Annotated in this window: 12 protein-coding genes; 8 read left to right on the forward strand and 4 right to left on the reverse strand. The window is 44.6% G+C overall.

Translation table 11 applies throughout. From position 1 onward, the window contains the following. Positions 1–3: 3 nt before the first annotated feature. Complete coding sequence (locus tag H6F98_RS10895; RefSeq protein ID WP_192218709.1) at positions 4–840, reverse strand: SDR family oxidoreductase; 837 nt, start codon at positions 838–840, stop codon at positions 4–6. A gap of 299 nt (positions 841–1,139) precedes the next feature. On the opposite strand from H6F98_RS10895, the gene H6F98_RS10900 reads away from it, so the two are divergent. From H6F98_RS10900 to H6F98_RS10910, 3 genes are all read left to right on the forward strand, one after another. Then, positions 1,140–2,153 carry a hypothetical protein gene (locus tag H6F98_RS10900; protein ID WP_192218710.1) on the forward strand — a complete coding sequence of 338 codons (1,014 nt, stop codon included), beginning with the start codon at positions 1,140–1,142 and terminating at the stop codon, positions 2,151–2,153. 303 nt (positions 2,154–2,456) lie between these two features. Next, positions 2,457–3,260, forward strand: coding sequence for an SDR family oxidoreductase (locus H6F98_RS10905; protein WP_192218711.1), 804 nt, complete (start codon positions 2,457–2,459; stop codon positions 3,258–3,260). Between the two features lie 343 nt (positions 3,261–3,603). Then, entirely contained in the window at positions 3,604–4,959 is a 1,356-nt protein-coding gene (locus H6F98_RS10910) for a cytochrome P450 (RefSeq protein WP_192218712.1), read from the forward strand. Positions 4,960–4,972: 13 nt separating this feature from the next. Here H6F98_RS10910 and rlmN read toward each other — a convergent pair whose 3' ends face one another. Next, positions 4,973–6,112, reverse strand: coding sequence for a 23S rRNA (adenine(2503)-C(2))-methyltransferase RlmN (rlmN, locus tag H6F98_RS10915; RefSeq protein WP_192218713.1), 1,140 nt, complete (start codon positions 6,110–6,112; stop codon positions 4,973–4,975). 177 nt (positions 6,113–6,289) lie between these two features. On the opposite strand from rlmN, the gene H6F98_RS10920 reads away from it, so the two are divergent. Continuing rightward, positions 6,290–6,964 carry a HEAT repeat domain-containing protein gene (locus H6F98_RS10920; protein WP_192218714.1) on the forward strand — a complete coding sequence of 225 codons (675 nt, stop codon included), beginning with the start codon at positions 6,290–6,292 and terminating at the stop codon, positions 6,962–6,964. A 106-nt stretch (positions 6,965–7,070) separates the two neighbouring features. Next, on the forward strand, positions 7,071–7,634 hold the full coding sequence (locus H6F98_RS10925) for a phycobiliprotein lyase (RefSeq protein WP_192218715.1): 564 nt from the start codon (positions 7,071–7,073) through the stop codon (positions 7,632–7,634). Positions 7,635–7,702: 68 nt separating this feature from the next. On the opposite strand, the gene glgP is transcribed toward H6F98_RS10925, so the two are convergent. Further along, positions 7,703–9,898: an alpha-glucan family phosphorylase gene (glgP, locus tag H6F98_RS10930; protein ID WP_192218716.1), complete on the reverse strand. Its 2,196-nt coding sequence runs from the start codon at positions 9,896–9,898 to the stop codon at positions 7,703–7,705. A 1,412-nt stretch (positions 9,899–11,310) separates the two neighbouring features. Here glgP and H6F98_RS10935 point away from each other — a divergent pair. From H6F98_RS10935 to H6F98_RS10945, 3 genes are read left to right on the forward strand one after another with little or no spacing between them, the layout of a single operon-like run. Next, a complete protein-coding gene (locus H6F98_RS10935; protein ID WP_192218717.1) occupies positions 11,311–12,276 on the forward strand; it encodes a glycosyltransferase family 10 domain-containing protein in 966 nt (321 codons plus the stop codon). A 3-nt stretch (positions 12,277–12,279) separates the two neighbouring features. Then, complete coding sequence (locus tag H6F98_RS10940) at positions 12,280–13,275, forward strand: Npun_R2821/Npun_R2822 family protein (RefSeq protein ID WP_192218718.1); 996 nt, start codon at positions 12,280–12,282, stop codon at positions 13,273–13,275. Positions 13,276–13,285: 10 nt separating this feature from the next. Beyond that, entirely contained in the window at positions 13,286–14,194 is a 909-nt protein-coding gene (locus tag H6F98_RS10945; protein ID WP_192218719.1) for an Npun_R2821/Npun_R2822 family protein, read from the forward strand. A gap of 128 nt (positions 14,195–14,322) precedes the next feature. Here the strand turns inward: H6F98_RS10945 and H6F98_RS10950 are convergent, their stop codons facing one another. Continuing rightward, the gene (locus H6F98_RS10950) at positions 14,323–14,622 is read right to left on the reverse strand and encodes a ferredoxin (RefSeq protein WP_192218720.1); all 300 of its coding nucleotides are present in this window, start codon (positions 14,620–14,622) and stop codon (positions 14,323–14,325) included. Positions 14,623–14,743: the final 121 nt, after the last annotated feature.

The following is a 14,743-nucleotide window of genomic DNA, read 5'->3' on the forward strand; positions in this document are numbered from 1 at the left end:
TTGTTAACTCAAATTAGAAAAAAGTGCTGTCCAGTCAATCACTGACGGTCTTGTTCCCTTGTTCACCAACTCAAATATTTTTCCTGCCGTCACTGGGTTGCTTAGGCATTCTACGCAGGCTGAGGCAACATCAATTCGGCTGGTATCACCCAATAAAGTATCGCCTGTTCCCACGACCACATCCAACTTTCCCCCTGTTTTAGCCTTCAGCAGTGTGTTTAAGTCATAGGAAGTAAAGGGACCATCGATCAGCCGTCCTGGACGAATAATCGTGTAAGGTAAGCCAGAACGAATAATTGCTTCCTCACCTTTCTGCTTGGCATCAAGTACACCGAAGGCATTGAGAAGACTAAAAGGTGGTTTATCTTTCCGTAGAATGCCGCAGGAGGATACAAAAACAAACCGCTTTAGATCTTTCGGCGCCGCAGCTACCAAGTTGCTGACCCCTTGGGCATCGACTTGTTCCGGACTATTCTTCGCTTTGCTGCTGCGGTAGTGTGAGTCGAGATAAATCTTGCCCCATTCAATGAGACTTCCAATCCCTTTAACTTCGTCAGTGTTGTCAAAATCCCATTTTGCGGAGGGAAAGGCTGTGGTTCCGGTGGCGCAGATGATATGAGTAACGTTCTGCACAACAGAGGGGAGAGTTGTTGGTTGGCGGATGTCACCAATTACAATTTCCACCTGGTTGTCGAACATTTCCTGGGCTTTTTCGGCACTACGGGTGAGAACACGCACTGGATAGCCCTTCTCCAATAGCATTGCCACCGTCAACTGCCCAACCCCTCCTGTTGCCCCTGTGACCAGCACCCGCTCATTCGTCGCTTCTTGTGCAGTCATGACACCTCCTCATCTGTAGGTTTGAGCCTCACAAAGCAGCGTACACCAAAGCGATCGCGCTTTCAAAAACTTTAATAAATTAGGGCGTTAAGCAGATTGTCATAGAAGAGAGCAACCTCCCTTCAACCTAACTAATGTTTCTCGCATCTATTCGATTTCCCATACCTTAATAAAGAGTTAGGTGGATAATTTATCGGTTGCGGCGGTAGCTGGAAAGTCATCTTTCAATGTCAGGGTCAAGTTACTTCAAAGTAAGTGGTCAGGCGATATTTTAGGGTTATCTATTTCAATCATTCTGCATGGAAGTTAAGTTAAGTATGAACGCTGAGGAAGCTAAAGCCCTGCTGGAAGCTGCTTACGAAGATGAAGCAGTTTTCCTTCCTGCAAGTGTATTGGACAAAATAACATTAGATGACATTCCTGATGAGGTAATGATTGAGGTTGGCTTACTCAAAGATGGCATTATGCATCTTGACTGGAGCGGTAGGCTGTTCAAAGACCATGATCAGATTAAAGGTGAAGCAGACTACACTTGGACACGAAAGTATTGGTACTCTCCCATTGGACTAGAACACTATCTGGATTTGATACGCCGCGCTGTGGAGTTGCGTAACAGGGTTCATGGTGATGTGGAGATAACTAACTATGACGATGATGGTGCTTATATCCATCTGAAATTTGTTATAAGCACAGAAAAAAAGAATCTTGGTAAAGCGTACCAGCACATAAAGCGGCTCTGCCATGAGTTAGAAGAAACAGCTGAAAAAGCTGCTGATGAAGCAGGTAAACGACTATCTGAAATTGCAAGCCGACTGTCTGGATGGGGTAGCCAAAGTTTAGATGCACTTGTGAATGCAGTTGAAAAAGCTTCTTCTAGCGATGAGCGTGGAAGATCTCTAGAAGAACTCATTAGTAGATTGTTTGAGACAATACCAGGTTTTACCGTGACAGATCGTATCAAGACAGCGACAGAAGAAATTGATATTGCTGTCCTCAACGACAGCAATGAGCCTCGTTTTAGACGGGAATCGGCTGTTCTGTTGGCTGAGTGTAAAAATTGGAGTGACAAGTGTGGCAAGAACGAGTTCGTTCTATTCAAGGAGAAGATTGAAAACCGCAGCAATCGGTGTTCTCTTGGCTTCTTAATCTCATGGAATGGTTTCAAAGACACTCTTACTAAAGAAATGCTACGTGGAAGTCGAGAACATACACTTGTAGTGCCATTAACTGGGAAAGACGTTCGTGCTGCTGTGCGTGAGAACAGTTTTGCTGATGTGCTGGCATCATGCTGGCAAAAAGCCATTACCACATGAGTTCAATTGAAGCGATCGCGTTTTACCTGACTAATCGTGCCGAAATTGATGCTTATCTTGCTGCCGAGGCATTAGACGCAGCAACCTGCAAGACTAATCGACTTAACCTGTAATCAAGACATTTCTCAACCAACATTATTTGCAACGAAGACAAGCGATACGTCGTTGGAAAGAGGTAATCAAATAGCTGCCTCCCTAGCATTGTAGGGGTTGAAAGCCCAGAGTCCGAGCTGGCCTGGTAGCCAGAGAGAAGCAAGCTAGGGCAAGCAAGCGTGGAGCAGTGACGTAGGAGTTTAGATGGTAATGAACAGTTCGTTGACTCGACCCCTAGCTGTCGTGACGGGTGCCTCTAACGGCATTGGTTACGAACTCGCCAAACAGTTCGCTCAAAACGGCTTCGATCTTTTAATAACAGCTACCGGATCGAGTATCAACGAAGCGGCTCAATCCTGCGAGGGGCTAGGTGCCAAGGTTGAGACTGTACAAGCTGATCTTGCCACTTATGACGGTGTTGAAACGCTCTACAACCAGATTAAGTCAACTGGACGACCCGTGGATGCGATCGCAATTAACGCAGGTGTCGGGGTCGGTGGTGATTTTGCCCGCGAGACTGACCTGAAGGACGAGCTTAATCTCATCAATCTGAACGTCGTGTCATCTGTACACCTCGCCAAACGGGTCGTGAAGGACATGGTTGAACAGGGTAAAGGTCGAATTCTCTTCACTTCGTCCATCGCCGCCATCATGCCTGGGCCGTTTGAGGCAGTCTATGCAGCTTCCAAGGCGTTTGTACACTCTTTCGCAGAGGGACTACGCAACGAATTGAAAGACACAGGTGTAACCGTTACCGCGCTCATGCCAGGACCAACTGATACCAACTTCTTCCACCGTGCAGGTATGGACGACACCAATGTGGGTGCGAACCAGAAGGATGACCCGGCTGAAGTTGCCAAGCAAGGTTTTGAGGCACTCATGGCAGGCAAAGACCACATCATCGCAGGTTCGCTCATGACGAAGATTCAAGGCAACGTGAGCAAAGTTTTGCCTGATACGGTCAGTGCTGAAGCGCACCGCCAACTCAGCGAGCCAGGTTCTGCGAACAAATAATTTGCGCCTAGAGAACGACTCAATAGGCTCAGTTAGATACTCATTTTCAAATCGAAACCTAACTACCGCTTAAGGTATTCAGGACTCAGATGGAGCCAAGATACAATCCCCAACTTCAACGAAGCGAAGCCATCAGGCGAAGCGGAGTAAGTTGGGGTAGTTGAAGCACAAAAACGTTGGCTATTAAAATAACGGTAATGAAATGGCTAATGTGAGGGTTGCTTGTGGATGACAACGTTTTGATGCTTCCTGATCACTGGCAGGATTGGGTAACCGTGTTGGGCTATTTAGCCTTTGCTGTTTTTATTGCATGGCGTGTGTTAGCCCCCAGGTAAATACTGCAATGCCCCAATTGAAAGAAAAACTTCCTGATGGACCTCAATCCCCCCAGTGGTTGCAGAAGATTCAGTGGACTACTAATCCTCTGGGTTACATGGATGCTGCTGGGCAACGGTATGGTGACATCTTCAACGCCCCCGTAATTGGTAACCATCCCTGCCTGTTGTTTGTGAGCAACCCCCAGGCACTTCAGCAGATTTTCTCTAGCCAGACCAATCAATTTACAGCTCCTCCGAATAGGCTTTTGCAGCCCATTGTGGGAGATCATTCAGTGTTTGTGCTTGAAGGCGATCGCCATCGGAAGGAACGCAAACTCTTGATGCCACCATTCCACGGTGAGGGGATGCTCTCCAACGGACAGCTCATTTGCGAACTCACCGAGAAGGTGATGCAGCAATTGCTCCCCGGTCAAGTCTTTACTGCGCGTACCCTGATGCAGGAAATCTCCCTAGAGGTAATCCTGAATGTCGTCTTTGGTCTTCACGAGGGAGAGCGTTTTCATCAACTGAAAGAAGCCATTGTTGCCCTAACCAATGGATTCAAGTCTCCCTTTACATCAGGCTTACTCTTCTTTCCATCTCTCCAGAAGGATTTAGGCGCTTGGAGTCCTTGGGGTTCCTTTCTCCGAAAGCAGCAGCAAATCAATCGACTGCTTCTGGCTGAAATTCGTGAGCGTCGTCAACAGCATGACTCTTCTCGTTCAGACATACTCACTCTACTTCTAGAGGCGCGGGATGAGGATGGGGAGTCGATGACAGATGAACAATTGCGGGACGAGTTGATGACGCTGTTGTTGGCAGGACACGAAACTACAGCAACAGCGATCGCTTGGGCGCTGTATTGGGTATACCAATTACCCCATGTTCATAGCCAACTGCTCCAAGAGTTGAATTCCTTAGGCGAGGCTCCTTCTGTGATGGAGATTGTCCGTCTACCTTATCTCACTGCGGTTTGCAATGAAGCCTTGCGGATTTACCCAGTTGCTATGCTAACAGTGCCGAGGGCGGTGAAAGAACCTGTCGAACTGATGGGCTATCAACTACAACCAGGTACAAGACTCTATGGCTGCATTTACCTGATCCATCATCGCCAGGACTTATACCCAGAACCGGAAAAGTTTAAACCAGAGCGGTTTGTACAACGCCAGTTCTCTCCCTATGAGTTCTTGCCGTTTGGGGGTGGGATACGTCGATGTATTGGTGAAGCCTTGGCACTATTTGAGATGAAGTTAGTCCTAGCAACGATTGTGTCGCGCTATCAACTGACCTTAGCCCAGCAGGAGCCAGAACGTCCCCAGCGGCGTGGGGTGACTTTGGCTCCAGGTACGGGTGTGAGGCTGATTATGCAGAGTCGGCGTTAATTTCCCAATCCCCCTAAACAAGCTGCTCCGGTAGAGTAACTTTAGAAGCTCGCAGTTGTCCACAAGCAGCATCTTTTTCTAGTCCACGAGAACGCCGCACACTGACAGCAATCTTGTGCTTTTCCAAAGCCTCGACAAAGTCTTGAATCCGGCGAGGGCTAGGACGCTGATAATCAACTTCGCTAATTGGGTTGTAAGGAATCAGATTAACGTGACTCTGAAATCCACGCAGATGTCTGGCTAATTCAATGGCGTGTTCCGGTAGGTCATTCAGTCCAGCAAGGACAATGTATTCAAAGGTTACTCGACGACCCGTTAGTTGTACATATTCCCGGCACTCCTCTAATAACGCCTCTAGAGGATAGCGGCGGGCACTAGGAATAAGTTTTTCTCGCAGTGCTTGGTTTGAAGCGTGGAGGCTGACAGCTAAGGTAACTTGCAGTTTATGTTCTGCGAGTTGGCGGATACGACCAGGGATACCAACCGTTGAGATTGTAAGCGATCGCACGCCAATCCCAACATCCTGATTCAGGGATTTCACAGCCCCTAAAACAGCATCCAGATTCAGCAAGGGTTCTCCCATACCCATGAACACCACATTGCTGACACGCTCTTGAAAGTCTTCCTGCACCGTCAAAACTTGATCGACAATCTCATGACGAGCAAGGTTGCGTGTAAATCCCCCTTTACCTGTGGCACAAAAGTCACAAGCCATCGGACAACCAACTTGGGAAGAGACACAAACCGTCAGCCGATTGCCCGTAGGAATGCCAACTGTTTCAATAATTTGACCATCTGCCAATCGCAAGAGGTACTTCACTGTACCATCCGGTGCCTCGGAGCGATGGTGTAGCTGAGAACGACCAATCGAAATATCGCTTAAGGCTTCACGCCACTGCTTAGGAAATACGGTAATTTCAGAAAGCGATCGCGCTCCTTTCTGATAAATCCATCCATGTAGCTGACATCCTCGATACGCGGGTTGCCCTTGTTCCTGCACCCACTGCGTTAACTCAGTTTCAGAAGCCCCTAAAAGGGGAGGAATAGCGGTTGCTAGCGACTGGGATTCAACTGGCTGAGCCACACTTGGCGGATTTTGACTTTTGCTGCTGCGGTGTGCCTGAACTGGAGAAATAGGAGGCGTAACGGACATATATACATTAAAAATTCACCATAGATCTCTATCCTAGAACTTCACTGCAAGGCTGATTGGAATTTCTAAGTTTAATAGTTGAGTAATCACCGAACTCACAGAGGTTGATTTTCCCCTATCGCTCTAGTTGGGTACTTCGATATTATTAAGAAAGTTTACACTCGCTAATATTTGCCCATGGATCGTTCCAACATCGAGCAACTTTCGACTCAGCTTGAAAGCCCTAACTTACGCGATCGCATGGTGGCGCTTGCCTCGCTGCGCGATGTGCCAGCGTTTGAGGCAGTACCTTTGATTAAAAAAGTTTTAGAGGATAAGAGTTTACAAATTCGCTCGATGGCAGTATTTGCTTTGGGGGTTAAGGGAACCGAAGAGTCCTATCCAATTTTGGTAAAATTACTCGAAACTGACCCAGATTACGGCATTCGTGCTGATGCAGCAGGTGCTTTGGGCTATTTAGGTGACGGTAGAGCGTTTGAACCTCTGGTTCGGGCTTTCTATGAAGACACAGAATGGTTAGTGCGCTTCAGCGCAGCAGTATCATTAGGCAATATAAAAGACCCTCGCGCTCGTGAAGTTCTTACCCAAGCTTTGAATAGCAATGAAGTCGTTCTGCAACAAGCAGCAATCGCAGCTTTGGGTGAAATTAAAGCGACAGAATCCGTTGATGATATCCTACGCTTTGCTCAGTCAGATGATTGGTTAATCCGTCAACGCTTAGCCGAAGCACTAGGTCAGCTCAGGAGTGATAAAAGCATTTCGGCATTAAAATTTTTGGAAAAAGACAACCATCCCCAAGTTTCCGAATCGGCATCCATCTCGCTAAAGCGTTTGGAAGAAGCCTCGAACTAAACCTAAAGCGATCGCCTCTTGGGAGCAGTGTCCTTCAAGGATAAAGCGATCGCTTAAGATCTAAACAGTAAATTCACTAAAGCATTAATACCCTTCATCTACGTTCATGGATATTAAAGAGTTTTTCGAGCAGAGTGCTGGCAAATGGTTTTCCCAACGTAGCAGCCATCATCTTGCATTCAAGCAAGCGGAGAATGGTAAGTCGAACATCACGATTGAAATGCTCTCTGCCGATGCTCCAGAGGTTATTAAACTCTGTGAACAATACAACATCGACCCACAACTAGCTCTGTGTGGTGCGAGAGTAGCTTGGGACGGCACGATGGAATGGGACGAAGACAAAGAACAGCACAAGGGTTCCACCGTACTTGTACCTGTTCCCGACGCTGACAAGCCTAATGAAGGTCAGCTACTACGAGAAATGGGTTACGCCGAGAAAGCGCCCGTTGCAGGTCGCTACATCATGGGTGATGATGGGGCACTGACACTGATTACAGACTACGAAACAATGTATTCTGAGGAACGCTTATGGTTTGCCAGCCCTAACTTACGCCTACGCACCAGCATCCTCAAGCGGTTTGGCGGATTTAGTATGGCATCTCTTTCCTCAGAAATTCGCCTAGGTGTCACTCAAGCACCGAAAAAAGCTGAAGATGCTGCAAGCGTCTAAAAGAACTCAGCCTCAACAAAAGCAGTAGGGTGTGTCACGACGCACCCTACAAATTCTCTCAAAACCGCTTAAGCTGCTATAGGCTCAGGCGTATTAACAGGTTGCAGGTAGACCTTTTTTATATACTCCTCAACCATGCGGTGAGTATTGAAATAAGGAGCAATAGTTTTGATTGAAGCCTTCATCATCCCAATCCAGTGATCGGGTAATCCTTGCTCATTCCTATCGTAGTAACAAGGAATAATTTCTTCCTCCAATAGCCGATAAAGCGACTCAGCATCCACTTTGTTTTGTAAGTCCTTATCATCACCTTGGATGCCCTCTCCAATTACCCAACCATTAAAGCCTTTACCCTCTGGAGCTGTTTGGTACGCTTCACACCACCAACCATCGAGAACACTGCAATTGATGCCACCGTTGAAACTTGCTTTTTGACCACTAGTTCCAGAAGCCTCTTGAGGTCGAAGTGGATTATTCAGCCAGATATCTACTCCTTGAACGAGTTTTTCTGCAACGTGCATGTCGTAATCTTCAATAAAAACGACTTTGTTTTTAATATCTGGATGATGACTCCACTCAATTAACTCTTGAATAATTTGCTTGCTTTTCTCATCTGCCGGATGCGCCTTACCTGCAAAAATCATCTGCACAGGACGTTCAGGATTACAGAGGATTTTCCTGGCTCGTTCGGAGTCATGCATAATCAAATTACCCCGCTTGTAGCTACTAAAGCGACGTGCAAAGCCAATCGTTAGGACATCAGGGTCAAACAGTTGTGCGGCTGCCTCAATTGACTCGGCACTATCGCCTCGCTTTTGACGAGTTTGTCTGACATAGTTACGAACAAAGGCAATTAGCCGTTCTTGGAGGCATTGATGACGCCACCAAATTTCACGATTCGGGATTTTTTCGACTTTTGCCCACATCTGCTCATCCTTGACATGGTTTACCCAATCCTCCGCTAAATATTGGGCATATAAATCCGCCATCAAGGGTGCTGTCCAGGTTGTGGGATGGATGCCGTTAGTAACATAACTAATTGGAACATCGTCTACAGAGCGATCTGGGTACAATTCTGACCACATCTGGCGACAAACTTCCCCATTCCGCCTGCTGACTCCATTAGCTGAGCGACATAGTTGTAAGGCTAAAACAGTCATGTTGAAGGAGCTTTCTTCATCGGATGGCTTCTTCCCTAAAGCCAAAAACTCCTGCTGGGAAAGCCCTAATTGAGTCCAGTAACTAGAAAAATAGCGCTCCATCTGCTCAGGCTGGAAGGTATCGTGTCCTGCTGGAACTGGTGTATGAGTCGTAAAAACGCCCTTAAGCCGTACAGTCTCTTTTATCTTCTCAAAATCCTGATTCGTGCGTTCCCTTTCTGAGCGAGCAACCTCTAGCATGGCAAAGGCAGCATGACCTTCATTGAGGTGGTAAACTTGTGGCTCATAACCCAACAGCCGCAAGGCTCTCACACCACCGAGACCTAAGAGCATTTCTTGAGCAAGGCGAGTATCCTTACTACCACCGTAGAGACGGTGAGTTAACTCACGGTCAACTGGCTCATTATCCTCCCGATCGGTGTCCAGCAAGTAAAGATTGACGCGCCCAATACCGAGTTTCCATAGTTGTGCTTTAACAGGGCGATCGCAAATTTGAACCTCAACCGTTAGTGTTTCCCCATTTTCGTCCTGACATAACTCTAGGGGCAACTCTTCAAACTGATAATCCCAATAATCTTCTTCTTGCCAGCCATCAATACTGAGGCGTTGATGAAAGTAACCTTGACGGTAGAGTAGACCTACTCCAACCATCGGTAATCCCAAATCAGAAGCTGATTTCAAATGGTCAGCAGCAAGAATACCCAATCCACCCGAATAAGTCGGCAGACACAAGCCAAAACCATACTCAATTGAAAAGTAGGCAACAGGTTGTTGAGCATTAAACTGAGGCGCTTCTCGACTTGCCCAGGTATCTGTTGCTTCCAAATATTGTTTGAACTGACTAGACAAAACCTCAACGCGCTTGATGTAATGCGGGTCAGTGGCTAATTGAGCTAACCGTTCTTCAGGGAGAGATGCTAGCAGCTTTACAGGATTGTGGTGATGCTGCTCCCACAACTGAGGGTCAATACTACGAAATATTGATATTTGCTCAGATGACCAACTCCACCAAAAGTTGGCAGCTAGGTCTGCAAGAGGATGTAGAGGGTAAGGAATTTTATCTTGTAAACGCTTGCTAAGATACGGTTTAACTTTACTGCTCATCCTACTGGTGAATAGTTAAAAATAGGTTATTCAGGCTTAGAAGTAGACACACCCTGAAGTTGACTTCTTGAGTTTCACTAAACCTAATTAACAGGAAGTTAAATTGAATTTAAGGTAAATATTTTTTTAGTAACTCTACTTTTAGGATGAGATTTACAAATAAGCTAAGAGCTATGACGCAATTAGTTTACTTTGATAGCTTCATAAGTGGATCTTTAGTTTAAAGTTTATTCTGTAGCAGAAATTACAATTCGATTATTAATAACATGATGTATGGTGCGTTTTTTAATTAATTTAAATCAAAGTAATTATTGAGAAGATAAAAATCAATCCTAGGAGAATGATTCTCATCCAATGATTGTGAGTATTTAATGTTGTGAAAGAGCATTTCAGTTATGAACCAGGGACTTGTGTCCCTGGCAAATTGTGTTAGTACACAATCAGAGCTTTTCAATCTACTAACACTTGTGGAGATATAGCACATACAAGAGCTAAATCCTCCTAAGCTACGCTCTAACGACGAGCATAGAGTCCAGGAGCGTAAGCCTCAACTACCTTACCTGTGCGAGAGCAGTTAATCATTAAGTAGTCACAGGTCGGGCACTGCGTCTGAGTTATTTCAGTTTTGACGCAATAATGTCTTTCTGCATAGCTGCCACAATTAGGGCAGCGAACTTCTTGTGTTACGCGCATTTTACAACCTTTTATTTCGTGAGTTAAAAAAGACAAAATCCCAAAAAACTTACACTTTGCAGTAAAATCTCTAGCTGCTCTAAATTAATAAACTACCTGTTTGATACAGGCAAAAATGGAAAAATGAATCGCCCTTATTTATTTTTAAGTATGTCAGTGTTTTTACTTATTGACAAGATAACTTAGCAAGATTGTTGGCTAATCAAATGTAGCAAATAAGACATATCTCAACGATCCCCACTAGTAAAACTAGAGTTTTCTGTTGATCTACACCCCTATTGCTCTAAAACACTAACACAGCCTACCAACCAAAGCAGTTGGCGAGAAAATCACTTTTGCTAGAAAAATAGACACCCATTGTGCCAATTTTTAAAGCTTGTTCTTCTATTTTTAATGTTTGCTTAAACTTTAAGCTCTGTCGTTAGTTAGATTGACGGATGAGAATGTCCCTAACAGGGAAAGCTGTACAAGAGGATGTTGAGTAAAGAAGGCTTGTAAGTTCAGCGACAGAATAAAGCAACATCAGCCGGAAGAGTGGCTATCCGCCAAGCCTGCTGAGGTAATAGTCGCTTGGCAGTTGTTGTGTCATGCTAACCTAGCGCCTAGGCAGCATTAAAGATTCAGCGATACGTGAAGAAAAGCGATCGCCCTTGATTCTAAGCCACGTAGAAGAGGCAATGCATCCACCTCTACTTTGTTAGTTAATGGTTAGCTAGGCGATGGGTAGAAAAACCGTTGGGATGATTACTGGATACTCAGGCTTAACACAAAGCGATTGGCTATGGCAACAAACGCCACATCCTTTTGGAGTTTGGGGCAATATACAAATGCTGGCAAACGCTCCGAAGCCTGATTTTTTACTGATGTATCAGTTTAATTTTTATGAAAAGCTGCCTAGGAAGAAATCATGGTTGACTCGTTTACAAAAGCCAAAACCCGATCAGGTTCGGCTAGTAGACGTTCAGTCTAAGTTACGAGGGGTACCTCAAGAACGAACTATTTATCTATTAAGAGAACCACCTTTAGAAGAGATTGTTGGCAAGAACAAAGCCAACTACGAGGAAGCAAAAAAGTATTGCACCTATGTTTCTGGTCCTGATGACTTTGCTCCTACGCCAAATTATATGCCTGCAATTTGGTATCATGCTAACTCATTTCAAGAATTGAGTGAAATGAATCCTCCTCAGAAAGAGAAGGCTTTAAGTTGGATTACATCAGGGGTTAATCGCACGGCTAATCATCGTCAACGGTTAGATTTTTTAAAACAACTGCAATTGAGTGAAATCCCATTTGATTTGTATGGTCGAAACTTGCCAAATTGGACAAGCACGTCTGGAGAACTGAGTAATAAATGGTATGCGATGGCACCTTATTATTACAATTTAGCGATCGAAAACTATGCTGAGAATAGTTGGTATGTGAGCGAGAAATTATGGGATTCATTACTGGCTTGGTGTTTACCAATTTACTATGGCGGGAGTGCGGCTGATCAGTTGCTACCGCCCGGTAGCTTTATACGCTTGCCAAGCTTGGATGAAAAGGGAATATCTTATATAAAGGAGGTGACAGCGACACCGGATGCTTGGCACGAAGCCAAATCTGCGATCGCAGAAGCTAGGGAAATTATCCTCCACAAACTTAACCTCCTCAATTGGCTATCTGATTTTGTTGATAAATTCTCTTAAAATATGGACGGGATTTGTACCTTAGCCAATGACAAAGTTTACAATCAACTCGTTGCTTTGCTCAATAGTATTGAGGCAATTTTAGGGACAGAAATCCCTGTCTGTGTCTATCCCTACGATGACAACACAACACAAATTGCTGCTGAAATTTCCCGTCGTCCCAACGTGCATCTTTACAACGATGACGATTCGATACAGCGCTGGGATGAATTTGCTCAACGTGTCTGGGATACTCACCCGACTGCCCAACAACGTTGGAGTCAGATAAGCAATGCACCTTATTACCGTTTCGGCACTCACCGACGCTACTGTGCCTTTGATGGTATCTTTGATCGCTTTCTCTACATGGATGCTGATACCTTACTTCTAGGGCAAGTTGCACCTCTATTTATGCAGTTGGAGGAATGCGACTGTGTCGTGTATGACTTTCAGTATACTGACCCAACTCATGTTTATAATTGTTCCTCAGCTAAACTTACAGAATTATTTCCGATTGAACGTCTGCAAACAGAAATTTTTTGCTCAGGCTTCTATGCTTCTAAGAAAGGGTTATTTGATGAAGAAAGAAAGAATTGGCTAATCTCAAAGCTTAAAGAAGGAGAAGCCGAGGTTCTTTATCCAATGGCACCCGACCAAACTCTTCTCAACTACATGATGATGAGAGCTAACCTATCTATTTATAACTTTGCCTTGCATTTACCAGCGGATGAAAAAACTGGCTGCTGTGTTACATCACTGCACTTTCAAGAACAAAATCGTATTCTATACGACAAAGGAAAGCAACTAACGTACCTTCATTACATCGGAATAAAATCCCAGTTATTCAATAGAGTTTGTGCTGGAGAAAATATTGATTTTCCTTACCGTGACCTTTTTTTTCATTATCGCTATCTGCATGAACCAGAGAAGCGCCCTAAGTTTACAACTAAACCTGTACCGTACAAGCAAACTCCTACTCTGCTTACAAAAGCATTAGGAAAACTAGGATTCACCCGTTGAGGATTTTTGGATGAGCCGTGGTATCTATATTACTGCTAATGACCGGGTGATCGAACAAGCGATCGCATTACTCAATAGCATCCGGTTACATGATTCTAATATTCCTGTAGTTCTGATTCCTTATGATGACAACTATCAGGCGATCGCAAAAATTTTACAAGAGCGTTATGGCGTACAGCTTTATCCAGATTTAGAATTTATAGACCGCCTCTCTAACCAGCTACACCAAGTTTTTGGTAAGAACTTCTTCGCTAGACCTAATCAATTTAGGAAACAAGCTTGCTGGTTTGGTGTTTTTGATGAATTTATTTATATAGATACTGATATTGTTGTTTTTGAGAAGCTAAGCAATAGCCTGAACCACCTAAATGACCATGACTTCATCTGCTGCGACTATCAACACAAGGGTGGAATCAAGAATGTTTTCACGTCTCAAGTCATTGAAGAAAATGTTTTTAGCAACTATGAGATTCAGGATATTTTTAATGGAGGATTTTGGGGTTCCAAGAAAAATCTAATCTCTGAGAAAACTCTATACGATACCTTTACCGAGTGTGCGGCTCATCCTGAATACTTTGACTTCTCTCAAAAAACTTCAGACCAGCCAATTATTAATTACATGGTTTTAAAGCACATACCACGCCGATTTAACATTGTTCGTAGACCTGGTGGGGCGCCAGGAAGTTGGGCAGGCAGCAAACATTTCCGAATTCAAGGGAATCAACTCATTGACCCAAACGTTAATCAACCTTTGCAATATCTACATTGGGCAGGCATTCGCATTGAACCCGGTTGTCCTTATTGGGATATCTGGAAATATTACCGCTATTTGAATGAACCCTTACCAAATGATGATTCGTTTCAACAAACTCCTAAAAGTTTCTGGGATTCGCTTGTGGATAAAGTAAAAAGACTTTGATCATACGAATTGAGACAAGCTTAGCAGCCAATACAGAAAGCACCCACAAATGGGTGCTTCTTGTATCTAAAAGAGATATGCAGAGGATATTGATTGAGTGTGCGATCGCTACAGATGCATCGACATCATCAACCTAGTGCATCCTCTTGGTGAGTTTGAATTGTGCAATCAGATTTAGGATAAGCAACACAGGTCAGCACAAACCCATCATTGATTTGGTCATCATCCAAGAAGCTCTGATCAGACTGGTCAATCTCACCCGCAGTAATTTTACCAGTGCAGCTTGAGCAAGCACCTGCCCGACAGGAATAGGGTAAGTCAAAGCCTTGTTCCTCCGCCGCGTCGAGAATGTACTCGTCGTCGGGAACTTCAATTGTAGTGTCCAGCCCTTCGGCTTCGTTGACCAACCTTACCTTGTAAGTTGCCATTAGCGTTTCTTAAATTCCTTAACATTCTGTTATAGCTTAATCTAAGTAAATATACTTAGTCAATCATGGACGAATAGACAAAATTTATTGGTACCACTGATGCATCTTGATATTGGTAGCG

The sequence above is a fragment of the Microcoleus sp. FACHB-SPT15 genome (assembly GCF_014849525.1).
Taxonomy (GTDB): domain Bacteria; phylum Cyanobacteriota; class Cyanobacteriia; order Cyanobacteriales; family Coleofasciculaceae; genus Symplocastrum; species Symplocastrum torsivum.